The sequence below is a fragment of the Brachybacterium sacelli genome (assembly GCF_017876545.1).
In the GTDB taxonomy this organism is placed as follows: domain Bacteria; phylum Actinomycetota; class Actinomycetes; order Actinomycetales; family Dermabacteraceae; genus Brachybacterium; species Brachybacterium sacelli.
The window spans coordinates 2,417,493-2,440,985 of the sequence record NZ_JAGIOD010000001.1 but is presented as its reverse complement, the minus strand read 5'-3'; the positions used below and the strand labels follow the sequence as shown (position 1 = coordinate 2,440,985).

The following is a 23,493-nucleotide window of genomic DNA, read 5'->3' as shown; positions in this document are numbered from 1 at the left end:
TGTTCGGCGGAGGGAAGGACATCGCCATGGAGATCCGCATCGGCATCCAGCACTCGCCCCGTGAGATCGTCATCGAGTCCGAGGAGAAGACCGACGAGCTGCTCGAGCGTCTCGGCGCCGCGGTCGCCGACGGCTCGCCCGTCACCCTCGTCGACGACAAGGGCCGCACCGTGCTCGTCCCCGGCGCGAAGCTCGCCTTCGCGGAGATCTCCACCGAGGAGCCCCGACGCGTCGGCTTCCTCGGCTGATGCTCCGTGAGCGCCGTCGCCGGATCCGGCGGGTGCAGGCGCTCCACGTCACCACCACCGCCGTGGTCGCGATCCTGGGTGCGATCGTCGGCGTGCTGCTGGTCCCCGCGACCCGGGTCGACGTCGGCCCCCTGACCGCGAGCGTGCACCTGCGCCCTGCCCTCTCCTCGCAGACGGTGCTGCTGCTGCCGCCGGTGGGTGAGGTCGCGTTCGACACCCACGTCGCCCCGATGCGGATCGAGGCGCGCGTGCAGGGCGTGGACATCGACAAGGCCGAGGCGCTCTTCTACTCCGACGCGGGTCTCGGCGAGCTCACGCAGACGGCGCCCGAGGCGCTCACCACGGCCGCTGCCAAGAACGCGGTGCTCAACGCCCTGTTCGCGGCCGCCGGGGCGGGACTCGCGGTCGGGCTCACCTTCCGTCGCCTCCGTCGCGCCCTGGTCGCGGGCGGCAGCGCCGTCGCGCTGATGGGGGTGTCGGTCGTGGTGACCTCGGTGACCTTCCGACCCGACGCCCTGTATCAGCCGAAGTTCGACGGCCTGCTCTCCCAGGCGGCCTACGTCGCCGACATCGGGCAGGCCACGGTCGCCGACTACCGCGGCTACCGCGACACCCTGGCGGAGTTCGTCGGCCAGGTCTCCGCGCTGTACATCGCGGCGGACTCGCTGCCGGTGGGTCTCAGCGAGGAGAACCTGGTCACGGTCCTGCACGTCTCCGACATCCACGACAACCCACAGGCCTACGACGTCATCGAGCAGCTGCACACGCAGTTCGCGATCGACCTGGTCATCGACACCGGGGACATCGTCTCCTGGGGGACTCCCCTGGAGAACGAGCTGCTCGGCGCGATCGGTGAGCTGGACGTGCCCTACGTGTACATCAGCGGCAACCACGACGGCTCCGCGGCCGCGGCGACCATCGCCGCCCAGCCCAATGCGACCGTCCTGGACAACCAGGTCGTCGAGAGGGAAGGCCTCACCATCGCGGGCATCGGCGACCCGCGATTCGCGGCCGACGACGACTCCGACGCCGGTGGCTGGCAGGAGGGCAAGGACGCCGTGGCCTCGAGCGCCTTCCAGCTCGGCGACACCATTACCGACCACGACCGGGCGCATCCCGACTCCCCGGTCGACCTCGCCCTCATCCACGACCCGACCCAGCCGGAAGGGCTCGAGGGGCGCGTGCCGCTGGTGCTCTCGGGCCACATGCACACCTCGAACGTCGAGCTCGACCGTGACGGCTCCGGCACCGACTGGCTGACCGTCGGCTCCACCGGCGGGGCACTCGCCTCGGGCGGCGTCGCCCCGGTGCTGCAGGGCGACTCCCCGCTCGATCTGACCGCGCGGATGCTCTACATCGACCGCACCACGGGGGACCTCGTCGCCTACGACGACATCGTCATGGGTGGCCTGGGCCTGGTGTCGGTCTCGATCCAACGCACGCAGACGGACCCGGAGGAGGCCGCGCTCGAGGTTCCCGAGGGGGCCGAGACGCCCGAGGCCCCGATCCCCTCCGAGCAGGAGGTCGAACCCGGTGAGGGCCTGCCGGACGAGGATCGCGTCACCCCGACCGCCCCGAGCAGCCCGATCCCCGAGGTCAGCGACGGCGGCGCGGACTGACCTCGGGGGGCCGGGCGGCATGGGGGCTACGATGGAAGGGCATATCCGACATCAGAGAGTTGAACGGTGCCTGAAACCATCCCGCACACCGAAGAGGCCGTGTCGGCCTCCCCCGCCGTCGAGCAGAGCTCCGGCACCCCCGAGACGACAGCGACGCCCGAGCAGACCTTCGCGGATTTCGACGTCCGCGACGACATCGTCGAAGCCCTCGCGTCCAAGGGGATCATCCATCCGTTCCCGATCCAGTCGATGACCCTGCCGGTCGCCCTGCGCGGCCGCGACATCATCGGCCAGGCCAAGACCGGCACCGGCAAGACGCTGGGCTTCGGCATCCCGCTGCTGCAGGCCGCGGTCGCCCCCGGAGAGGACAACCCCGACGGCCGGCCCGTCGGCAAGCCCCAGGCCCTCGTGGTCCTGCCCACCCGTGAGCTCGCGGTACAGGTCGCCACGGACCTCGAGGCCGCTTCGGCGGGACGCCCCGTGCGCATCCTGACCGTCTACGGCGGCCGTGCGTACGAGCCGCAGATCGAGGCCCTCGAGAAGGGCGTCGAGGTGGTCGTGGGCACCCCCGGACGCCTGATCGACCTCATGCGTCAGAAGTACCTGGACCTGTCCCAGGTGCGCACCGCGGTGCTCGACGAGGCCGACGAGATGCTCGACCTCGGCTTCCTCGAGGACATCGAGAAGCTGCTGCAGGCGGTTCCGACCTCGCGCCAGACCATGCTGTTCTCCGCGACGATGCCCGGCCCCATCATGGCCCTGGCCCGCCGCTTCATGAGCCGGCCCACCCATATCCGGGCGCACGACCCGAACGACGGCGCACGCACCAAGGCCGACATCAAGCAGGTCGTCTACCGGGCCCACCAGCTCGACAAGATCGAGGTCATGGCCCGGGTGCTGCAGGCCCGCGGGCGAGGTCTGACGATCATCTTCATGCGCACCAAGCGCCAGGCGGACCGCGTCGCGGGTGACCTCGCCGATCGCGGCTTCGCGGCCGCGCCGCTGCACGGCGACCTCGGTCAGGGCGCCCGCGAGCAGGCGCTGCGCGCCTTCCGCAACGGCAAGATCGACGTGCTGGTCGCGACCGACGTCGCCGCCCGCGGCATCGACGTGACCGACGTCACCCACGTGGTGAACTGGAACTGCCCGGACGACGACAAGACGTACCTGCACCGCACCGGCCGCACCGGTCGGGCGGGCAAGAAGGGCACCGCGGTCACCTTCGTGGACTGGGAGGACCTGGCGCGCTGGGGGCTCATCGCCCGTCAGCTGGGGCTGGAGTCGACCGAGGCCGAGGAGACGTACTCGACCTCGGATCACCTCTTCACCGATCTCGACATCCCCACCGGGTCCAAGGGGACCCTGCCCAAGGACAAGCGCACCCGCGACGGTCTGGACGCCGAGAAGATCGAGGACCTCGGCGGCCCCGACCATTCCGGGCGCGGAGGTCGCGAGGACAGCCGCGGTGGTCGCGGCGGCCGCAGCAAGGACCGCGGGGAGCGCCAGGACCGCGGCGAGCGCGGCGAGGCCGCCCCCGAGCGTCCCCGGCGCAGCCGCAGCCGGTCCCGCACCCGCCGGGTCAACGGTGAGGTGGTCAGCGAGGGGACGACGCCCGAGGGCGGTGCCTCCTCACAGCGACGCCGCCGTTCCCGCCGGGGCCGCAGCGGCGGCAGCCAGGCAGGCGGCTCCTCGCAGGAGAGCTGATCCCCCACGCCCGCGGACCTCGGGTCGACCAGGTTCACTCAACGGATGACCTCGGTGGTGCTCGTCGCGCGGTGGGTGATCGCGGCCAGGACGTCCGGCTGCGTGAGGTTCTCCCCGAGCCGGTTGGGTTTGCCGGCGCCGTGGTAGTCGCTGCCGCCCGTGATCAGGAGGTCATGGGTCGTGGCGAACTCCCGCAGCCGCGTGCGTTCCGCCTCGTCGTGCTCGCGGTGACCGACCTCGATCCCGGCCAAGCCCGCCTCCACCATCTCCTCCAGCAGGTCCACCGGCAGATCGGCGTCACGGGTCACGGACCCGGGGTGCGCCACCACCGCCACGCCGCCGGCCGCCCGGATCGCACGTACGGCGCGGACCGGGGACGGCGCGTAGTAGGGCACGTAGTAGGGGCCCGAGGGGCTCAGGATCTCCTGGAAGGCGGCCGAGCGGTCGGGGATGGCGCCGCGGGCGACGAGCGCGTCGGCGATGTGCGGGCGGCCGATCACGGTCGAGTCCCCCGCGGCCTGCGCCCGCACGTCCTCCCAGGAGATCGGGTGGTCCCGTGAGATCAGCTCGACCATCGACCGGGCCCGCTCGATGCGCGAGGAGCGGGCCCGCGCCATCTCCTCGGCCAGCTCGGTGTCCTCGTCGGGGTCCACCAGCAGCGCCAGGACGTGGACGCTGAGGTTCTCGTGCTCGGCGGAGACCTCGATGCCGGGGACCGCGGCCACGCCGCTGGCGGCGACCGCACGGGGCAGCTCCGCCCAGCCCGCGACCGTGTCGTGGTCCGTCAGGGCCAGCACGTCCAGCTGCGCCCGGGCCGCGCGGCGCAGCAGCTCGTCGACACCGCACGTGCCGTCCGACCAGGACGAGTGGGTGTGCAGGTCGATGCGCTCACTCATACGCCCAGGGTAGACCGCGGCGTGAGACCATCGAGGGGTGAGCACCGAGAACACCGACGCCAGCCCCAAGGACCTCAGCAAGGACCTCGCCTCGCGCGGGGACTCCCGCAGTCAGCGCCCCACCAATGCGGCGTTCCGCGAGTTCATCGCCTCCGGCTGGGACGAGACGGTCCCCGACGCGGAGCGCCGCGCGGCTGCTGACGTCACCCCGGCCCGCCGTGACGCGCTCGTGCGGTCCCTGCCGGCGACACGCCTGGTGCTGCCCGCCGGTGTGCTCAAGGTGCGCTCGAACGACACCGACTACCCCTTCCGTCCCGACACCGCCTTCGCGTACTACGCGGGACTGGGCACCGACGAGGAGCCCGACAGCGTGCTGGTCGTCGAGCCGACGGCCGAGGATCCCGAGGTCGCGCGGGCGACCTACTTCTTCCGTCCCCGCGCGGGCTTCGACACCGCCGAGTTCTACGCCGACGCCCGCTACGGCGAGATGTGGGTGGGGCGCCGCCCGACCGTGGCCGAGGCCTCCCAGCGCCTGGGCATCGAGGTGCGCCACATCGACGAGCTGCGCGACCACCTCGCCAAGGACGTCGGCGCCCAGCTGTCGCTGTCGATCATGCCGGGAGTGGACGCCTCCGTGGAGTCGATGGTCGAGGAGATCCGGGGCCAGAACGGCCTGCCCGGCGGGGACGAGGCCGCCGCGGAGCACGCGGCGCTGAAGGAGGCGACCAGCGAGCAGCGGCTGGTCAAGGACGACTACGAGATCGGCCAGATGCGCGAGGCGGTCGCCGCCACCCTCCGCGGCTTCGAGGACGTCATCGCCCGCCTGCCGGAGGCCGTGGGCCACGCCCGCGGCGAGCGTGTCATCGAGGGCGTCTTCGCCGCCGCCGCCCGCGCGGAGGGCAACGGGGTCGGCTACGACACCATCGCCGCCGCCGGCGACCACGCCTGCACGCTGCACTGGACGCGCAACGACGGCGTCGTGCGAGAGGACGAGCTGGTGCTGATCGACGCCGGCGTCGAGGTCGACTCCCTGTACACCGCGGACGTCACCCGTACCCTGCCGGTCTCGGGCACCTTCTCCCCCACCCAGCGCACGGTCTACGAGGCCGTGCTCGAGGCCGCCGACGCCGCCTTCGCCGTGGCCCGCCCCGGACTGCGCTTCCGTGAGCTGCACGCTGCCGCGATGGAGGTCCTCGCCGGCCGGCTGGAGGAGTGGGGCCTGCTGCCGGGCACCGCCGAGGAGTCGCTGTCCCCCGAGGGGCAGTGGCACCGGCGCTGGATGCCGCACGGCACCAGTCATCACCTGGGCATGGACGTGCACGACTGCGCGCAGGCCCGTCGCGAGATGTACCTCGACGCGGAGCTCGCCGAAGGCATGGTCTTCACCATCGAGCCGGGCCTGTACTTCAAGGAGAACGACCTGCTGGTGCCCGAGGAGCTGCGCGGGATCGGGGTGCGGATCGAGGACGACGTCCTGGTGACCGCCGACGGGGTGGAGAACCTCTCGGCCGCCGCGCCCCGCCGCGTGGAGGACGTCGAGGCCTGGATGGCTGGACTGCGGCGGTGAGCTCCACGGTCCCGCCGCGTTTCTACGTCGCGCGTCTCGTCGGCACCACGGTCTTCGACCCGCTCGGGGACGTGGTGGCCAAGGTGCGCGACGTCGTCGTGGTGCCGCGGGCGCGGGAGGCGGCGCGGGCCGTGGGGCTGGTGGTGGAGGTCGCGGCCAAGCGTCGCGTGTTCCTGCCCGTCACCCGGGTCACCGCGATCTCCCCGGGGCAGGTCATCTCCACCGGCGTGCTGAACGTGCGCCGCTTCGAGAAGCGCACCGGCGAGCTGCTGGTGATCGGCGACCTGCTGGATCGCGCGGTCACCCTCGAGGACGGCTCCGGCGAGGCGACGGTGCTGGACATCGCCCTGGACCAGGACCGGCACAGGGACTGGAACATCTCCCGGCTGCATCTGCGCCGTCGCCGTCGCGGCAGCCCGCTCGGCCGCCTGGTCTCCCGTGGGGAGACGCTCACGGTCCCGGTCTCGGAAGTCGGCGGGCTGTACGGCACCCAGGCGGAGCAGTCCGCGCACCTCCTGGCCGCCTCCTACCAGGATCTCAACCCCGCCGATCTCGGCGAGATCATCCAGGAGCTGGACGCCAAGCGGCGGATCGAGCTGGCCGGCGAGCTGGCCGACGAGCGCCTGGCGGACGTCCTCGGAGAGCTGCCGGAGGACATCCGGGTCGAGGTCGTCACCGGGCTGGACGCGGCCCGGGCCGCGGACGTGCTGGACGTGATGGATCCCGATGACGCGGCCGACATCGTCGGCGAGCTGCCCGAGCAGGTCGCCGGCGAGCTGCTGGACCTCATGCGGCCGGAGGAGGCGGAGGACGTCCGCCGCCTGCTCGCCTACGACGAGTACACCGCCGGCGGCATGATGACCACGGAGCCGCTGATCGTCGCCCCGGAGACCCCGGTGGCGCACTGCCTGGCGATGATCAGCCGGGAGGCGCTGCACGCGGCGCTGGCCTCGACGGTGCACGTCTGCCGCTCCCCGCTCGAGACGCCGACCGGCCGCCTGCTGGGCATCGTCCACTTCCAGCAGCTGCTGCGGGAGCGTCCGGACCGTCCCGTCGGCGAGATCCTCGACGCGGACAAGGTCGCCGTGGCGCCGACGGCCCCGCTGTCCGGGGTGACGCGGGAGATGGCGACCTACAACCTGGTCTCGATCCCGGTGATCGACGACGACGGACGCCTGCTGGGCGCGGTCACCGTCGACGACGTGCTCGACCACATGCTGCCGGACGACTGGCGCGAGCAGGACGAGCCGGTGCCCACCACCGGGCAGATCGACCTGTCCCAGATCGCCCGGGCCACCGCCCGTGACGGTGCGAAGGAGGGCTGAGGATGGCCGAGCACAATCCGCCTCCGCTCGACGACCCTGCGCCCCGGCGGCGGTCGAGGTGGCGCAATCCGCTGCGCGGCGACGCCTTCGGCCGCGGCGCCGAGGGATTCGCCCGGATGATGGGCACCCCGGCCTTCCTGGTCGGGATGACGCTGTTCTGCGCGATCTGGCTGACCTGGAACTCGCTGGCCCCGGTCTCGGCGCAGTTCGACCCCCGCGCGCTGAACTTCACCCTGCTGACGCTGATCCTGTCGCTGCAGGCCTCCTACGCCGCGCCGCTGCTGCTGCTGGCCCAGAACCGCCAGGACGACCGCGACCGGGTCCAGGCCGAGCAGGACCGCCAGTCCAATGAGCGCAACCATGCCACCACCGACTTCATCACCCGCGAGATCGCTTCGCTGCGTCTCGCGCTGAACGACGTCGCCACCCGCGACTTCGTGCGCGGCGAGCTGCGCGATCTGCTCGAGGAGATCGAGCGCCCCGCCGGGGCAGGGGCCGCCGACGAGGCGCCCGCCGATCTCCGCACGATCCTGCGCGAGGAGATCGACGCGGTGCTGACCGAGCGCGAACACGCCGGCGCCCCCGACCGCCCGAAGGAGCAGGACACGCCGTGAGCTTCACCGACCACACAGAGCACGCAGAGCACACCGCCGCCGACGACCGCGTCGCCCGGATCCACGAGGCCCTGGAGACGGTGATCGACCCCGAGATCCACCGGCCGATCACCGAGCTGGGGATGGTCGAGGACGTGAGCGTCGACGCGGAGGGCATCGCCCGGGTCCGCGTCCTGCTGACCATCGAGGGCTGCCCCATGCGCGACCGGATCGAGCGCGACACCGCCGAGGCGACCGCGACCGTGCCGGGCCTGTCCCGGGTCGAGGTCGAGACCGGGGCGATGAACGAGGAGCAGCGCCGCGAGCTCACCGCGCGCCTGCGGCAGGGGCGCCGCCAGATCCCCTTCAACCAGCCCGGCTCGCTGACCCGCATCTTCGCGATCTCCTCCGGCAAGGGCGGCGTCGGCAAGTCCACCGTGACCGCGAACCTCGCCGCTGCTATGGCGGCCGACGGCCTGCGCGTGGGCGTCATCGATGCCGACATCCACGGCTTCTCGATGCCCGGCATGTTCGGGATCACCGATCAGCCCACCAAGGTCTCCGACCTGCTGATGCCGCCGACCGGTCACGGCGTGGCCGTGATGAGCATCGGCATGTTCGTCCCCGAGGGCCAGGCCGTGGTGTGGCGCGGCCCCAAGATGCATCGGGCGATCGAACAGTTCGCCTCGGACGTGTTCTGGGGCGACCTCGACGTGCTGCTGCTGGACCTGCCGCCCGGCACCGGGGACGTGGCGATCTCGGTGGCCCAGCTGCTCCCGAGCGCCCGGATGGTCGTGGTGACCACTCCGCAGCAGTCGGCGGCCACGGTCGCCGAGCGGGTCGGTTCGCTCGCCACCTCGACCGAGCAGGAGATCGCCGGGGTGGTCGAGAACATGGCGGGACTGACGCTGCCGGACGGCTCCGTGATGGACGTCTTCGGCTCCGGCGGCGGGGACCGGGTCGCGGCGACGCTCGGCGAGGCCGTCGGGCACAACGTGCCGGTGCTGGGGCGGGTCGGCCTGGATCCGGCGCTGCGCGAGGGCGCCGATCAGGGGGTGCCGCTGGTGCTGTCGGACCCCCGCTCCCCCACGGCGACGGCGCTGCAGGGCATCGCCCGCTCGCTCGTGCGCACGCCGCGCGGTCTCGGAGGGATGAAGCTCCCGCTCTCCGTCGCCAAGCACTGAGCCGGCAGGGGCTCAGGTGGCCTCGGGGTCGAAGGGCGCCCGCTTCGGGCCCTCGTCCTTGGCACCGCTCCTGCCGGCGGACTTCTTCGACGCCTTCGCGGCTCCGGCGCCCGCCCCGGTGGCGACGGCGAGGGACTCCTTGTCGGGCAGGATCTCCTCGAGGTCCGTGTCGCCCCAGGCCTCACGGATGATGCGACGCGGGTCGTACTGCCGCGGATCGTACTTGCGCAGATCCTCCATGGCGATGCCCATCTCGTCCTCGACCGTGGCCCGCGAGTCGTCGACCCATCGTCGGGCCTGACGCACCCACTGCACGAGCTGCCTGGTGAGATCGGGGAGGCGCTGGGGGCCGACGATCACGAGGAACACGACGAGCAGGATGACGAATTCCCACCCGCCGAGACCCATGAATCCGGTGCCGCCCATGTCCCACCTGTACGTGTCGTCGACTGATCTGCAGAGCCATTATTGCATCGCGGGCGCCAGGCGGTTCCCAGTCCCGGCGGCTTCCTGGCATAGTCTGGGCGCATTCGCACGGGCCGATCGGAAGGATGTACTCATGTCGTCGGGAAAGGTGGCCAGCTGGGCCCATGGTGAGGAGTTCGTCGACGAGGCGACCCTCTTCTCCGACGACGGCGTCCTGGCCCGCGCCCGGGAGCGGGGCAACGAGCTCGGCACCACGCCGGTCCTGCCGGGCGCCGGTGCGCTGATGCGTGTGCTCGCCGCCGCGGTGCAGGCCCGGGCGGCCGTCGAGATCGGCACCGGCAGCGGCGTCGGCTCCCTCTACCTGCTCTCGGGCATGCACCCCGACGGGGTGCTGACCACGATCGATCCGGAGGTGGAGAACCAGCGCGCCGCCCGCCTGTCCTTCGCCGAGGCGCAGATCCGCTCCCCGCGAGTGCGGACCATCGCCGGCAGCCCGCGCGAGGTCGTCGTCCGCCTCACGGACCACGCCTACGATCTGGTGAGCTTCCCCGCGCAGGTCCCGCACGCCCTGGACCTGCTCGAGCACGCCCGGCGCCTGCTGCGCCCCGGCGGGGTGCTGGTGATCCCCCATGCGCTGTACCACGACCGGGTCGCCGACCCCACGGCGCGGGATGAGCGGACCCGCTCGGTGCGCGAGGTGCTGAGGGCCGTCTCGGAGGCGGAGGACCTGGTCCCGGCGCTCTCCGGCGGCGGTGACGGGGTGCTGGCCGCCGTGCTGCGCCCGTCCCGGCGCTGAGGACACGAGGACAGCCCCGCACCACCGGGGTGCGAGGCTGTCGACGTGAGCCGCTCAGCAGGTCAGGAGGGGATCACGCCCTCCAGGGCGTCTCGAAGCTCCACGGCCTCCGACGCGGTGATCTCGACGACCAGCCGGCCGCCCCCCTCGAGCGGGACGCGCATGATGATGCTGCGTCCCTCCTCCACGACCTCGAGCGGACCGTCCCCGGTGCGCGGCTTCATAGCAGCCATGGCGTGCCTCCTTGATGGTGTCGCTGTCCCTGAGGGGCTCCCCCGGACGGGGCCTCGGACAGCGCGCGTACGGTGGCCATTATCTCAGGTTCCGCGAGCGGTTCGTACGCCGGCGTCCCGGACGGCGCCGCGGGAGCTCGGTCCCGTCCCCGATCCGTCCTCGGGCGAGCAGCACCATGAGCACCGCCACGACCACCGCGACCAGCAGCAGGAGCAGCACGATCGGGCTGACCGCGGTCATCGGTGCGCAGCCTCCCGGAGCACGTCGAGCGCCTCCTCGGCGGTGTCGACGACACGCAGCAGCTCGACGTCGCCGACGTTGATCGTCCCGCCGTCCAGCACGGCGCTGTTCAGCCAGTCGAGCAGCCCCTGCCAGTACGCGCGCCCCACCAGCACCACCGGGAACATGTCGATCTTGTGGGTCTGCATCAGGCACAGCGCCTCGAACAGCTCGTCGAAGGTCCCGAACCCGCCGGGCATCACCACGAAGCCGCTGGAGTACTTCACGAACATGGTCTTGCGCGCGAAGAAGTACCGGAAATCGACACCGAGGTCGACATATTCGTTCATGCCCTGTTCATGGGGCAGCTCGATCCCGAGGCCCACGGAGACACCGCCCGCCTCCTGGGCGCCGCGGTTGCCGGCCTCCATGATGCCCGGGCCGCCCCCGGTGATCACGGCGTAGCCGAGCTCGACGACACCCTTGGCGATCTCGACCGCGCAGGCGTAGAAGGGGTGGTCCGGGCCGAGACGCGCCGAGCCGAAGATCGACACGGCCGGGCCCAGCTCGGCCAGCGCCCCGAAGCCCTCGACGAACTCGGACTGGATGCGCAGCACCCGCCAGGGATCGGCGTGGACCCAGTCCCCGGGACCGGACTCCTCCAGCAGGCGCTGGTCCGTGGTGCGGGCGGGCCGCTGGTCACCGCGCAGCGTGATGGGTCCTTTGCGGTGGCGATCTCGTTCCTCGGGGGTCATGCTCCGAGCGTATCCGCTGGCGTCATGTGCGGACGTCGCAGGAGCAGGACCACCACGCCCAGGACGGCCCAGATCGCGCCGACGACCAGCGCCACCGGACTGGAGGCGGTCAGCACGGCGATCAGCAGCCCGGCGCCGAGCACGGGGATCACCAGGTGGCGCACGGGCCGGACCGCTCCCCCGCGCCGGCGCAGCACGAAGTAGCCGATCACGGAGGCGTGCACGAGCACGAATCCGGTGATCGCACCGACGTCGACCATCGAGGAGACCAGGTCCAGGCCGTCCCCTCGGGTCGAGGCCCAGCCTGCGACCAGGACGTTGCCGGCGGAGGCCACGAGCACGCCGACGACCGGGACGCCGGTGCGCGCGGAGAGGCGGGAGAACACGCGAGGCAAGGAGCCGGAGCGGCCCATGTCCCACAGGATGCGGCTGGCGGCGGCCTGGCCCACCAGGGCGCTGAAGATCGCCCCGATGCCCTTGGCGAGGGCGAGCAGCGCGTGCAGCAGCGGCGAGATCTGGGAGTCGACCATGGCGTAGTAGGCATCGCCCTGCAGCGAGGGGTCGGCCTGCAGCTCCGCGGTGGTCAGCGGGGACAGCAGCGCGCCCACGTAGGTCTGGGCGATGAACAGGGTGCCGGCGAGGACGAGGCAGATCAGCGTGGCCCGCCCGATGACCTTCACACCCCCGCGGGTCTCCTCGGCGAAGGTGGCGAGCGCGTCGAAGCCGAGGTAGGAGAGCACGGCGACGCTGACGGCCCCGAGCACGAGGCCCGCGTCCAGGCCCGCCGCCCCACCGGTGAGGGGGTCGAGCCAGCCGCGGACCGGGCCGACCCCCGCCAGCACCCAGATCCCGGCGACGAGCACGGCGGCCAGGACGACCACCTCGACCACCACCACCACGGTGGAGACCCACGCGGTCACCGTGACGCCGGCGAGGTTCAGCCCGGTGGAGATCACGACGGCGGCGATCACGTACACCCACACGGGGACCTGCGGGATCAGCGAGTGCAGGGCGATGCCGCTGAAGAGATAGGCGACCGACGGGATGAGCAGGTAGTCCAGCAGCATCATCCAGCCGCCCATGTGGCCCGCGGAGCGTCCGATGCCCTCGGAGGCATAGGCGAAGACGCTGCCGGCACGGGGCACCGCCGCGGACATCAGCGCGTAGCTGGAGGCGGTCAGCGCCATGACGATGGTGGCCACCAGGTAGACCACGGGCACCACGCCGCCGGACTTCGCGTCCAGCGTTCCCCACACGCCCACGGCGGCGGCCGGACCGATGAACACCAGCCCGTAGGCGAGCAGCTGCGGCAGGCCGAGACTGCGGTGGAGGGCGCCGTCGTTCATCGGGGGGTGACCGCCAGCCAGCGCCGCAGTGCCTCGAGGCTCCGGCGGAGGTCCTCGAGCGGCACGTGCTCGTCATCGGTGTGGGCCAGCAGCGCGTCACCGGGCCCGAAGTTGACCGCCGGCGTGCCGAGGGCGGCGAAGCGGGCCACATCGGTCCAGCCCTGCTTGGCGGCGACGCTCACGCCCTCTCCGAGGGCGGCCAGGAAGTCGCGCGCCGCCGGGTCCCCGAGGCCCGGCAGAGCGCCTGGCGAGGAGTCGGTGATCGTGATCTCGAGGTCGAGACCGGTGAGCACCTCGCGCACGTGCGCCTCCGCCTGCTCGACCGACGTGTCGGGGGCGAAACGGTAGTTCACCAGCGCCGAGGCCCGGTCCGGGATCACGTTGCCGGCGATGCCCCCGGAGATCTCCACGACGTTGAGGCACTCGCGGTACTCCAGAGCGTCGATCACGGCGCGGCGGGCCTCGTAGGCGGCCAGGCGCTCGAGGACCGGCGCCAGGTGATGGATCGCGTTCTCGCCCACCCAGTCGCGGGCAGAGTGGGCGGCGATGCCGCGCGTGGTGACCTCGAGCTTCATGGTGCCCTTGCAGCCGCCCTCGACGCCGGCCGAGGTCGGCTCGCCGAGGATCGCGAAGTCCGCGGCGAGCAGCTCGGGACGCTCGGCGGCGAGGCGGGTGAGGGAGTTGTCCGCGGCGGCGACCTCCTCGTGGTCGTAGAAGACCCAGGTGAGATCGACGGGTGCAGCGTCGGCCTCCACGGCGAGCTTGAGGAAGACCGCCACCCCGCCCTTCATGTCGCAGGTGCCGCGCCCGGCGAGCTCCTCGCGGCCCTCGCGGGTGCGGCGGACCGAGGGCAGGTTGCCGGCCAGCGGCACGGTGTCGAGGTGACCTGCCAGCAGCACCCGTCGATCGAGTCCGCGGTGGGTACGGGCGATGACGGTGTCCCCGTCGCGGATCACCTCGAGGTGCTCGGCGTGTCCGCGCAGGGCGGCCTCGACCGCGTCGGCGAGCATCGCCTCGTTCCCGGAGACGGATTCGATGTCGACGATCGCCGCGGTGAGATCGACGATGTCGGCCGAGGGGTCCAGGACGGGAGCTGTGGCGGTGTGCATGCAGCCATCGTGCCACTGACCGGGACCGGCCTGCGTCAGTCGTGAAGCGCCCCTCCGGCGCGGGCCAGGCGCAGTGCGACCGCCTCGGCGTGGCGCAGCAGCTGCGCGGAGGTGCCCGGCTCGGCGGTGATCGCCGAGCCCGGCTGGGCGGTGGACACCGGAACCCCCACCAGGAGGCGCCGCTCGTAGACGGTCTCGTCCACCCCGATCGGGGCGTAGAGCCCGTCCACGGCGATCGAGCCGGTCAGCATCCGGCGGCGGCTGCCACGGGATGCCCAGGAGTCCTTCTGGACCTCGCCGCGCTCCCGCCAGGCCCCGATCAGGGCGCTTCGATAGGCGGGCAGATCCACCGGCGGCAGGTGGGCCTCGAGCACGCCGTCACAGAGAATCGTCGGGCCGTCCGCCCCGCGCACCGCGAAGCGGCCCTCCTCGTCGTCGATGTCCAGGTGCATGCGGGGCCCGGCGAACTCGATCAGACCGGCCTCCTCGAGGGCGAGCAGCTGGCGCACACGCAGCACGGGCGGCCCCGAGGCCCAGGACGCGAAGGCGTTGCGCAGGTGCCCGTCGATGTCGCGGCGCACGGACTCGGTGGTGTACGCGCCCAGGTCGACGAGCCGGCCCACCTGGACCCGCATGGCGATCAGCACGCGGTAGACGAGCACCCAGGCGGGATCCGGGTCGGTGGCCGCGCGCAGCGAGATACGCAGCACGTCACGGGTGCGGCGGTGGGCGTCGGCCGTCTCGCCACCGCGGCGACCGAAGGGGAACAGCAGAGGGATCAGTGCCTCGTCGCTCGCGAGCTCGCCGTACCCGTCCCCGGCGAGCGCGCGCCGCAGCTCGGCGAGGATCAGCGGCATGACCTCACGCTCGTGGTCGACGCCGGCCGAGCGCACGGCCAGCTCGAGCACGCGTTCACCGGTGAGGACCTGTGGCGTGTACGGGGCGGGCAGGTCGTGCCCGAGGTCGGGCTTGGGCCGATAGACCATGCCGGAGCGGGAGCCGACGAGGAGGCGGGGCTCGCCGCCGCCGGGGAGGTACCGCAGCCCGGACGGCGCGTTCCCGTCGGTCACGAAGCGGCCCCCGGCGACGGTGGTGAGCATCCCGATCGCGTCATAGAAGTTCAGGCCCATGCCCTGCACGGCGATCCTCTCGCGGCCCAGCAGCGCGGCGTAGTCCACCTCGAGCGGGTTGGCGGGACCGAGATGGACCAGGTCGTGGCGCGCGGCGGCGTCGGAGAGCTGCTGGGAGCGGGGGCCGAGCGCGGTGGGCAGGTGACCGAGGGCGAGGGCCACCGCATCGGCCCGCAGCACGCGGCTGTCGCTCAGGCGCACGCGCTGGATCCCGTCGGCGGGGCCCGTGACGTCCACCGCCTCGGCGGCGTGCTGGACGATCCGCAGCCGGTCCGGGTCCGCGTCCTGCTCCGCTCGCTGGAGCACACGGGCGAGGTAGCGGCCGTGGGCGGCGCGGGAGGCGAAGTCCCCGGGCCCCAGGCCCTCGGCCGCCAGATGGTCGGCAAGGGTGTCGGTGTGCACGGGCGGCAGCACCGAATGGCAGCTGGGGTCGGGGTACATCGTGGTCTGGCAGGTCGTGGTGTTCATCAGCAGCACATCGGGCTGGTCCTCGCGCCAGACCCTGCCACCGTGGCCGACGTGCGGGTCGACGAGGTGCACCGTCAGCGGCCCGTGCCAGTCAGGGCACCGGGAGGCGGCGACCAGCCGCTCGATGATCGCCGTGCCCCGCGGTCCGGCCCCGATCACGGCGACGGTGCGAGCGAGGTCGGTGGCGGCGGTCATCTCCCCAGTATGGCGCCGTCGACGGCCTGGAACGATGGAGCCATGACGACCACGCCTCCGCCGCCGCGGCATCTTCCCCGGGGGGGGCGGCCGCTGTCCCGAGTGGACTGCTCGGGGCGAGGCAGGCCGCGCGGCTCCGCGCGCTCGCGGACTCGATCGTGATGGCTGCGTGGCTGACCGCCGCCCAGCGTGCGCAGTACGCGATCTCGCTGCGTGCGGGGTCTCAGGTCGAGGACTTCGTGGAGCGGCTCGCGGACGAGCGCCGGGTGGTGCTCGAGGAGGGCGCGGATCCGGTGGCCGACGAGCTCGGGACGGCCGCGGAGGCCGAACGCGCGGCGCGGCAGGTCCCGTTGAGGATCCTCGAGGCCGTGCTGCTGCTGGTGGCGCTGAGTCTCGTCATCGTCCGGGTGGCGCTGGGGCTGCGGACCGACGACCTCAGCCGCTCCTCCTTGCCGCCGTCCTCGGGTCCGTTCCTGATCGCGGTCGCAGTCCTGGTGATCCTCGCGGCGACCGTCGGGGAGGTCGCGACCCGTCGCCGGGACCGCGCGCTGCTGGGTTGGGCCGTCGCCCGGCCAGGTCAGCTCGGACGAGGTCTGCCGGTGCGTCGGGCGCTGCAGGGCCGCTCCGCCGGCCCCGCGATCCTGGGCTCGCTCGGCCCGGCGGTGCTGGTGGGGCTGGGGATCATCGCGATCTGCGTCGGCGCGGCCATCTTGCTGATCACCCTGCTGGTGGTGGGGCGCTCGCCCTGTTGCTCGCGATCCTGGCCGTCCAGCTGCGCGGGCGTCGTCTCGAGCAGATCGTGCGGCGCGCGCGGGCCGCGGAGTGGTTCGGCGTGGACACCGGCGACAAGGACCCACTCGACGGGGCCGGTCAGAACGGCGGTTGATCCTCGGGCGATGGCGCCGGTGCTCGGCGGCCGCGCTCTCTGTCGTCGTCCAGCAGCGGATCCACCGGCCCTTCCTCGCGGGCTAGGCGCTCGAACTCGCCGGCGGCGGCCATCGCGGCGATGTCGCGCTCGAACTCGTACTGCTCCCACCGACCTTGGAGGGCAGCGGCCAGCTCGGGCGTGAGGAGGTCGGTGTTCTGCGGCACCGAGGCGTGGGCACCGGAGCGGGTGGTCCAATGGGTGATCGTCCCGTCGGGCCCGCGCACCGGGTCGATCAGGCCGAGGGTCTTCAGCCGGTGGTGCCTCCAGCACAGCTGGTGGAGGTTCTCCGGGCAGGTCTGCCCGCCCTCATCGGGGTTCTCGTGGTCGTACTCCTGAATGTGGTCCGCCTCCGAGCAGCTCGAGGTGGGGCGGCCGCAGCCGGGCACCGCGCAGACCGGGTCCCGCAACCGCAGGTGCTCGCGCATCGCGACGCTCGGACGGTACTGCGAGGCGGCGACGGGGAGGAAGCTGCCGTCGACCGGATCGGTGAGCACCCGGAACCACACGCTCTCCTCGGCGGCGATCATGCGGGCCATGGAGGCGGGGACGGGGATCGTGCCGTCGAGCAGGGCCGGCGCGTTCGACTCCCCCATCAGGGACATCGCAGGCACCACGATGTTCAGCCGGAACTGCTCGCGAGGGACCTCGATACCGCCGGTGTCCAGGACGGACCGGGTTATCACCGCGTAGCGCAGGGAACGCAGCGGCAGGCGGCGCCCGGTCGTGGAGGCCGCGTCGTCGAGGTCGAAGGGCACCGGGGCACCGGCCTCCAGCGCGTGGCGCTGGGCGGACTGGACAGCACGTGCGGCGGCGTCGAGCCGGCGGGACAGCGCCAGGATCTCGGGGATGGGACCGGTGATGCGCAGGCACGCGGTGCCGTCGGCGACCGGGGACATCTCGACGTCGACGTCACGCCTCTCCTGCGGGCCGATCTCGGTCGCCGCGGAGGCGAACCAGGCCAGCAGCAGGCTCAGCGCGCGCCGGTAGCTGTCCGCGGGGAGCGAGGCGAGGTCCCAGCTCGAGACCCTCTCGTCGATCTGGGCACGCTGGAACGCGGTGAGGTCCCGCAGCTCGCGCAGCAGTCGGTCGAACCATTCGACCGGCATGTCACCCGCCTCGAGGCGGGCGAAGGTGGCCGGCAGACCGGTCAGAGCCAGGTGGGCATCACGCAGGAGGGTCGCGGCACGGGAGGTGGTGGTGCGCAGGGCGATCGCGACCGCGACGTCTGACTCCTCGCGGTCCTCGCGCAGGTCATCGTCGTCCCGCTCCACCCAGAGCTCGGCGATGTCTCGCAGATGACCGGCGTGCTCGCGAGAGGCGCTGCGTCCGCGCTCGAGGAGACGAGTGGCGGCACCGTGCTCGACCGTTCCCTCCTCGAGGTCGGCGCGATCGGCGAGCGACGCCGCGTCGAGCTCTCGCCGTGCGGTGACTCGGGGGCGCGGCGGTTCCACACGACGGGAGCCGGCCTCGGACGCGATCGTCTGCGACATGCTCCGCTCCTCCTCGGGTCCCTCGTCTGCCTCGTTCTCCAACTCTTCTGCCACAGTAGGTCGAAGGTGTGACACACGGCGGACCGTCGCGACGACGGTGGACGGAGCGGCTCTGTGGAGGAAGGATCCCCGCCGAGGACGTGACGGAGCCCCGACCTCACTCCTCGACGGCGAGGCCCTCCTCGCGGGCATGGAGCTCCCACTGCGGAGCGGTCGGGACCCGGCGCAGATCCGGCCCCAGCAGGCCCACCAGCGCACCCAGGGCCAGGACCGCCGCGAAGAGGAGCATGGTGGGCAGGGTGCCGGCGATCTCCAGCCCCCAGCCGGCGACCGCCGGGGCCAGGGGCATCAGCGCGGAGGAGACCAGCCGCATCAGCGAGCTGACCCGTCCCTGCATCGCGATCGGCGTGATGTGGGTGAAGAAGCCCTGGCTGGAGGCGTTGATCGCGGGCAGGCCGACCCCCAGCACCGCGTAGGCCGCGCCGATCCAGAGCATGCCGGGAGCGAACGGGAGGAGCACCCCGACCCCGGCCATCAGGAGGACCGGGACGATCGCGAGGGCCCCCGTCGGCACGGTGTCCACCAGGCGCGGCGCAAGGAGGGCACCGAGCAGTATCGCGCCGGCGAGCACGGTGTTCAGCAGGCCGATGCGCGTGGCCGGCACCCCCGCGGACGCGAGATCCAGCAGCACGGCGAAGATCAGTCCGTTGGCGCCGAGGTTCACGGCGGACGAGATCGCGAGCATCTGCAGACGGATCGGCTGCGAGAGCATCCAGGTGAGCGCTTCGCGCAGGTCCTCCCCCACCTTCGTGCGCTCCGCAGCCTCGGCCCGCGGGAAGTACCGCCGACGCATGGTGATCGTGGCGGCGACCGAGCCGAGGTTGCCCAGCAGATGGGCCAGCGGCGGGAACACGATCGAGAGGCCGAGCAGCGCGCCTCCGAGGGGACCGGAGGCCATCTCCACCGCGGCCTCGCGCCCCTGGTTGATCGAGACGGCTCGCGGCAGCTGCGGCGTCGGCACGATCTGCTTGAGCATGGCGTTCGAGGCGCTGCCCAGCAGGGTCCCGCGCAGCCGGTCCACGAAGGCGATCCCGGCCAGCACCGCCACGCCCGCCCAGCCGGCCAGCAGCACGCCGATCAGCGCCGCCTGGACGAGTGCTCCGATCGCTCCGGCGAGCAGCCGCAATCGGCGCCGCTCGTACCGATCGGCGAGCAGCCCGCCGGGGATCAGCCCGACCAGCGCCCCGAGCCCCTGGACCAGCGCCACCACTCCGGTGGCGCCCAGCGAGTCCGTGACCATGAAGGTCACGAGGGGGAAGGCGAACGCGCCGATCCCGGTGCCGATGTCGAGGAGGAGGTCCCCCAGCAGCCACCTGAGGTACTCCGGGTTGCGGCGCAGTGGCGTCCTCGCCGCAGGGTCGGTCATGTCCGTCGGCCCTCGGGCTCCGATGTGCTGTTCGCCCTGACCATTGGACTGGGCGTGCCATCGCGCCGTCGGGCTTCGTAGACTTCACGTATGACCACGACGACACCTGACTCCCCCGCCACCCAGGCCTGGGGCATCGCGCTCACCACCCTTGGTGCCGACGGCTCCGTCCTCGACGCATGGTATCCCGCGCCGCAGCTCGGCGAGGCGCCTTCTGCGGTCGAATCCCTCCCCCTGCACGCGCAGCTGAGCGCCGCCGCGCAGGCCGACGACGTGCGGGGCACCAGCCAGGAGGTCGTCGTGCGCGCGATCGAGCTCGCCGCCGCCCCGGCCGATGCGGCCGATGCCTACCTCCGCCTCCACCTGCTCTCCCACCGCCTGGTCCAGCCCAACGTGCAGAACCTCGAGGGCCTGTTCGGGACGCTCACCAACGTCGTGTGGACCTCCGAGGGTCCCTGCGCCGTGCCCGGTTTCGAGGAGACCCGACTGCGCCTGATCGCCGCGGGTCGCAAGCCCACGGTGCTCAGCGTCGACAAGTTCCCGCGCATGGTCGACTACGTCCTGCCCACCGGCGTGCGCATCGGTGACGCCGACCGGGTGCGCCTGGGCGCTCATCTGGCCGAGGGCACGACCGTCATGCACGAGGGCTTCGTGAACTACAACTCGGGCACCCTGGGCACCTCCATGGTCGAGGGCCGCATCTCGCAGGGTGTCGTCGTCGAGGACGGCTCCGACGTGGGCGGCGGTGCGTCCACCATGGGCACCCTCTCCGGCGGCGGCACCCAGCGCGTCCGCATCGGGAGGCGGTCCCTCGTGGGCGCCGAGGCCGGAGTCGGCATCGCGCTCGGCGACGACTGCGTGGTCGAAGCCGGGCTGTACATCACCGCCGGCACCAAGGTGATCGTGGTGGGTGAGCAGGGCGACGACCACGCCGCCGGCGAGGAGCCGCACGTGGTCAAGGCCCGCGATCTCTCCGGAGTCTCGAATCTGTTGTTCCGCCGCAACTCGCTGACCGGTGCCGTCGAGGCCGTGGCCCGCGAGGGGCAGACGGTCTCCCTCAACGCCGCGCTCCACGCGAACTGACGACGAGTACAGGGAACGGGCACGCGGTGGCGCGTCGCGGTAAGCGACACGGCTTCGCCCGTCACCTCGTGATCCCCCTGGTCATGGTGCTGCTTTTCGCCGGGATAGCGGGCGGGTCCTATCTCGCCCTGCAGCAGTACGGCTCCCCCGCCCACACGGGCACCTGCACCGCCTCCGGGCTGGGCACGAGCCACCGCTACTCCACCGATCGTGCTGCGAACGCCGCACTGATCAGCGCGGTCGCCGTGGATCGGGGCCTTCCGCCGCGGGCGGCCTCGATCGCGCTGGCGACCGCGTACCAGGAGTCGCAGCTGCGCAACCTCGACCACGGCGATCGCGACTCGATCGGGCTCTTCCAGCAGCGGCCCTCCCAGGACTGGGGCACCGTGGAGCAGATCAGTGACCCGATCTACTCCACCAACGCCTTCTACGACGTGCTCGAGAAGATCGACGGGTACGAATCCGCGGACATCAACGACGTCGCACAGCGGGTCCAGCGCAGCGGCCACCCCGAGGCGTACCGGGATCACGAGACCGAGGGCCGTCTGTACGCCTCGGCGCTGACCGGGCAGAGCGGCGCGAACCTGGTGTGCACGCTGGATCCGGTCGACGCGACCGTCTCTCCCGAGCAGGTGCGCTCCGAACTCGCCCGCCAGTTCCCCCGGCTGACCGGATCGGAGCGCGTGGGCACCACCTTGGCCGACGCGGGCGGCACAGCCCCGCAGCTGCCGGTCGACGCAGGAGCGACCGCCCTGGTCATCGACCCCCAGGGCGACACCGGCCTCGGCTGGGCGCTCGCGAACTGGGCCGTCGCGCGGGCAGCCGACGACGGCGTGGTCCAGGTGTCCTACCAGGGCCGGGTCTGGGACCGCTCGCTGCGCGGCGAGGACGCGAACAGCTGGTCGAGCGTCGAGGGCGGCGACGCCGATCGGGTGGTCGTGCTCGTCAGCGGGTCCTGACCGATCGCGGCGTAGGCTCGTGCCATGAGCGAGGAGGATCGCGAGCCGCCGGTCTGGGACGTCGCCGCGGCCCCGCCGGGCAGCGCCCCCGGGATCACGTCGATGGTCGGCTACCGTGCGCTCGCGGCCCCGGAGCAGCTCCACCGCGGGTTGCCGTCGTCCCGGCTGACCTTCATCCTCGCGCTCGACGACGGGGTGGAGGCCGCCGGCTCCGAGGCCGCGCTGGAGGAGGTGCGCCCCTGCCCCGTCATCATCGGCGGTCTGCACACTGCCGCCAGCTACGTGAAGCAGCGCCGCACCCAGGCCGGCGTCCAGATCGCCCTGCACCCGCTCGCCGCCCGCGCGGTGCTCGGAGCTCCCGCCGCCGAACTGCCCGTGAGCGATTTCGACGGTCGGGACCGTCTCGGCCGCTGGGCGATCGAGCTGCACCAGCAGCTGAGCGAGAGCGAGGACTGGGGAGCGCGGTTCCGCCTCGTGAGGGAGAGGCTGATCCGTCGCCAGGACCGCCACGGTCACCCGTCGTTGCGGCCGGAGCTGCTGGGGGCCTGGAACCTCCTCGAACGCTCACGTGGCCGGGTGCCCGTCGCGGAGGTCGCCACCACTGTGGGCCTCAGCTCCCGTCATCTGGGCACCCTCTTCCGCCAGGAGCTGGGACGCTCCCCCAAGCAGGTCGCCGGGCTGATGCGCTTCGAGAACGCCACGGCCTGCCTGGCGAGCCAGGTGCGCCGTCACGGACGCACCGACCTCTCCCGGATCGCCGCCGATGCCGGGTTCAGCGACCAGGCGCACCTCACCCGCGAGTTCACCCGGTACGCCGGGGTCGGCCCGAGCGCGTGGATCCACGAGGAGTTCCGAAACATTCAAGACGGCGCGTACCGGAGGACCGAGGATGGGGACCATGACTGAACACAGCGCCCCGAGCACCCAGAGCACCGACCGCAACCCCACCGTCTTCGTCACCCTGCAGGCCCGCGACGCCGCCGGCCTCATCGGCTTCCTCACCGACGTCCTCGGATTCGTCCTCACCGCCCGGTACGACGACGGTGACCGCGTCGCCCACGCCGAGCTGGTCCGGCCCGACGGCCGCGGCGGCGTCATGCTCGGCAGCCATACGGGGGACTCGACGTGGTCCCGTGAGCCCGGCAGCGCCGGGTCCTACGTCGTGGTCAGCGACATCGACGCCCTGTACCAGCAGGTCCTGGAGCAGCAGGCCGACGTGGTGATGCCGCTGGAGGGCACGCCCTACGGCAGCCGCGAGTTCGCGGTGCGGGACCCGGAGGGAAACCTCTGGTCCGTCGGCACCTACCCGGGAGAGCCGCTGCCGACGGCCGCCTCGTAAGCACTGCCCCCTGCGCGGAGGAGCATGGGCGGCATGAACGCTCCGCGCCCCCTCGCGCCGCAGTCCCTACGACTGTCCCTGCTCGCCTGGTCCGTGGCGATCGCCGCCGGAATCTTCGAGACAGCACTCTCGCTGACCGCCGAGGTCACCGCCGGAGCGACGGTCCCGGACCTGCTGCCCGCCCTCCTGTCGCGCGTCGCCCTCTACCTGGGCGCGAGCCTGCTCGTCCTCGCGCTGCGAGGAGGACGCCGTTGGGCCAGGACGGTGCTGACCGTCCTGCTGTCCCTCCTCGGCCTCGCTTCGCTCGCGGTGCCGCTGACCCTCGAGGCACTCGCCGGTCAGCTGCCCGCGCTGGAGTTCCTCACCGTGCGCCTGCTCCACATCGCTGCGGTGCTCATCGCGACCGCCTCGATGTACACCTCTGCCGCCACCGCATGGCTACGAGGTCGGTGAC

At 72.3% G+C, this 23,493-nt stretch carries 24 protein-coding genes; 14 read left to right on the top strand and 10 right to left on the bottom strand.

The features are described from left to right. Positions 1-26 precede the first annotated feature (26 nt). The 3 genes from JOF43_RS10990 to JOF43_RS10980 all read left to right on the top strand — a co-directional run bounded on the left by JOF43_RS10990 (position 27) and on the right by JOF43_RS10980 (position 3,571). Positions 27-248, top strand: a complete 222-nt coding sequence (locus JOF43_RS10990) for a DUF3107 domain-containing protein (protein ID WP_209901984.1) — start codon at positions 27-29, stop codon at positions 246-248. Further along, positions 248-1,867 (top strand): metallophosphoesterase family protein, encoded by a 1,620-nt coding sequence (locus tag JOF43_RS10985; RefSeq protein WP_209901982.1) that lies wholly within the window; start codon positions 248-250, stop codon positions 1,865-1,867. The genes JOF43_RS10990 and JOF43_RS10985 overlap by 1 nt, the downstream gene beginning before the upstream one ends. Before the next feature lie 66 nt (positions 1,868-1,933). Further along, complete coding sequence (locus JOF43_RS10980) at positions 1,934-3,571, top strand: DEAD/DEAH box helicase (protein ID WP_209901981.1); 1,638 nt, start codon at positions 1,934-1,936, stop codon at positions 3,569-3,571. Positions 3,572-3,609: 38 nt separating this feature from the next. Here the strand turns inward: JOF43_RS10980 and JOF43_RS10975 are convergent, their stop codons facing one another. After that, on the bottom strand, positions 3,610-4,467 hold the full coding sequence (locus tag JOF43_RS10975; RefSeq protein ID WP_209901979.1) for a PHP domain-containing protein: 858 nt from the start codon (positions 4,465-4,467) through the stop codon (positions 3,610-3,612). 37 nt (positions 4,468-4,504) lie between these two features. On the opposite strand from JOF43_RS10975, the gene JOF43_RS10970 reads away from it, so the two are divergent. Genes JOF43_RS10970 through JOF43_RS10955 form a run of 4 tightly spaced genes read left to right on the top strand, consistent with a single transcriptional unit; the run spans position 4,505 to position 9,136 of the window. Further along, positions 4,505-6,034 carry an aminopeptidase P family protein gene (locus tag JOF43_RS10970; protein WP_209901977.1) on the top strand — a complete coding sequence of 510 codons (1,530 nt, stop codon included), beginning with the start codon at positions 4,505-4,507 and terminating at the stop codon, positions 6,032-6,034. Continuing rightward, positions 6,031-7,359 carry a magnesium transporter MgtE N-terminal domain-containing protein gene (locus JOF43_RS10965; protein ID WP_209901975.1) on the top strand — a complete coding sequence of 443 codons (1,329 nt, stop codon included), beginning with the start codon at positions 6,031-6,033 and terminating at the stop codon, positions 7,357-7,359. Before JOF43_RS10970 ends, JOF43_RS10965 begins: the two co-directional genes overlap by 4 nt. A gap of 2 nt (positions 7,360-7,361) precedes the next feature. Further along, positions 7,362-7,973: a DUF1003 domain-containing protein gene (locus JOF43_RS10960; protein WP_209901973.1), complete on the top strand. Its 612-nt coding sequence runs from the start codon at positions 7,362-7,364 to the stop codon at positions 7,971-7,973. Then, positions 7,970-9,136 carry an Mrp/NBP35 family ATP-binding protein gene (locus JOF43_RS10955; RefSeq protein ID WP_209901971.1) on the top strand — a complete coding sequence of 389 codons (1,167 nt, stop codon included), beginning with the start codon at positions 7,970-7,972 and terminating at the stop codon, positions 9,134-9,136. The genes JOF43_RS10960 and JOF43_RS10955 overlap by 4 nt, the downstream gene beginning before the upstream one ends. 12 nt (positions 9,137-9,148) lie before the next feature. Here JOF43_RS10955 and JOF43_RS10950 read toward each other — a convergent pair whose 3' ends face one another. Then, positions 9,149-9,562: a twin-arginine translocase TatA/TatE family subunit gene (locus tag JOF43_RS10950; protein ID WP_209901969.1), complete on the bottom strand. Its 414-nt coding sequence runs from the start codon at positions 9,560-9,562 to the stop codon at positions 9,149-9,151. 133 nt (positions 9,563-9,695) lie between these two features. On the opposite strand from JOF43_RS10950, the gene JOF43_RS10945 reads away from it, so the two are divergent. Beyond that, positions 9,696-10,358: an O-methyltransferase gene (locus tag JOF43_RS10945; RefSeq protein WP_209901967.1), complete on the top strand. Its 663-nt coding sequence runs from the start codon at positions 9,696-9,698 to the stop codon at positions 10,356-10,358. 62 nt (positions 10,359-10,420) lie between these two features. Here JOF43_RS10945 and JOF43_RS10940 read toward each other — a convergent pair whose 3' ends face one another. From JOF43_RS10940 to JOF43_RS10915, 6 genes are all read right to left on the bottom strand, one after another. Next, entirely contained in the window at positions 10,421-10,591 is a 171-nt protein-coding gene (locus JOF43_RS10940; RefSeq protein ID WP_209901965.1) for a DUF3117 domain-containing protein, read from the bottom strand. A 79-nt stretch (positions 10,592-10,670) separates the two neighbouring features. Then, on the bottom strand, positions 10,671-10,832 hold the full coding sequence (locus JOF43_RS10935; protein ID WP_209901963.1) for a hypothetical protein: 162 nt from the start codon (positions 10,830-10,832) through the stop codon (positions 10,671-10,673). Further along, positions 10,829-11,566 carry an LOG family protein gene (locus JOF43_RS10930; RefSeq protein ID WP_209901961.1) on the bottom strand — a complete coding sequence of 246 codons (738 nt, stop codon included), beginning with the start codon at positions 11,564-11,566 and terminating at the stop codon, positions 10,829-10,831. The genes JOF43_RS10935 and JOF43_RS10930 overlap by 4 nt, the downstream gene beginning before the upstream one ends. Continuing rightward, a complete protein-coding gene (locus tag JOF43_RS10925) occupies positions 11,563-12,912 on the bottom strand; it encodes an APC family permease (protein WP_209901959.1) in 1,350 nt (449 codons plus the stop codon). The genes JOF43_RS10930 and JOF43_RS10925 overlap by 4 nt, the downstream gene beginning before the upstream one ends. Continuing rightward, the gene (dapE, locus tag JOF43_RS10920) at positions 12,909-14,021 is read right to left on the bottom strand and encodes a succinyl-diaminopimelate desuccinylase (protein ID WP_209901957.1); all 1,113 of its coding nucleotides are present in this window, start codon (positions 14,019-14,021) and stop codon (positions 12,909-12,911) included. Before dapE ends, JOF43_RS10925 begins: the two co-directional genes overlap by 4 nt. 35 nt (positions 14,022-14,056) lie before the next feature. Further along, the gene (locus tag JOF43_RS10915; RefSeq protein WP_209901955.1) at positions 14,057-15,814 is read right to left on the bottom strand and encodes an FAD/NAD(P)-binding protein; all 1,758 of its coding nucleotides are present in this window, start codon (positions 15,812-15,814) and stop codon (positions 14,057-14,059) included. 748 nt (positions 15,815-16,562) lie between these two features. On the opposite strand from JOF43_RS10915, the gene JOF43_RS10910 reads away from it, so the two are divergent. After that, on the top strand, positions 16,563-16,700 hold the full coding sequence (locus tag JOF43_RS10910) for a hypothetical protein (RefSeq protein WP_209901953.1): 138 nt from the start codon (positions 16,563-16,565) through the stop codon (positions 16,698-16,700). Here JOF43_RS10910 and JOF43_RS10905 read toward each other — a convergent pair. Then, entirely contained in the window at positions 16,685-18,232 is a 1,548-nt protein-coding gene (locus JOF43_RS10905) for an HNH endonuclease signature motif containing protein (protein ID WP_209901951.1), read from the bottom strand. The two genes, JOF43_RS10910 and JOF43_RS10905, sit on opposite strands and share 16 nt — an antisense overlap. A 157-nt stretch (positions 18,233-18,389) precedes the next feature. Beyond that, positions 18,390-19,658: an MFS transporter gene (locus JOF43_RS10900; RefSeq protein ID WP_209901950.1), complete on the bottom strand. Its 1,269-nt coding sequence runs from the start codon at positions 19,656-19,658 to the stop codon at positions 18,390-18,392. Positions 19,659-19,748: 90 nt separating this feature from the next. Between JOF43_RS10900 and dapD the strand changes: the two genes are divergently transcribed. The 5 genes from dapD to JOF43_RS10875 all read left to right on the top strand — a co-directional run bounded on the left by dapD (position 19,749) and on the right by JOF43_RS10875 (position 23,492). Next, the gene (dapD, locus tag JOF43_RS10895; protein ID WP_209901948.1) at positions 19,749-20,741 is read left to right on the top strand and encodes a 2,3,4,5-tetrahydropyridine-2,6-dicarboxylate N-succinyltransferase; all 993 of its coding nucleotides are present in this window, start codon (positions 19,749-19,751) and stop codon (positions 20,739-20,741) included. A gap of 83 nt (positions 20,742-20,824) precedes the next feature. Continuing rightward, entirely contained in the window at positions 20,825-21,700 is an 876-nt protein-coding gene (locus JOF43_RS10890) for a hypothetical protein (protein ID WP_245354433.1), read from the top strand. A 24-nt stretch (positions 21,701-21,724) separates the two neighbouring features. Beyond that, positions 21,725-22,606: a helix-turn-helix domain-containing protein gene (locus JOF43_RS10885; RefSeq protein ID WP_209901946.1), complete on the top strand. Its 882-nt coding sequence runs from the start codon at positions 21,725-21,727 to the stop codon at positions 22,604-22,606. Continuing rightward, the gene (locus JOF43_RS10880) at positions 22,599-23,039 is read left to right on the top strand and encodes a VOC family protein (RefSeq protein ID WP_209901944.1); all 441 of its coding nucleotides are present in this window, start codon (positions 22,599-22,601) and stop codon (positions 23,037-23,039) included. The genes JOF43_RS10885 and JOF43_RS10880 overlap by 8 nt, the downstream gene beginning before the upstream one ends. Positions 23,040-23,072: 33 nt before the next feature. Beyond that, a complete protein-coding gene (locus tag JOF43_RS10875; protein ID WP_209901942.1) occupies positions 23,073-23,492 on the top strand; it encodes a hypothetical protein in 420 nt (139 codons plus the stop codon). Position 23,493 lies beyond the last annotated feature (1 nt).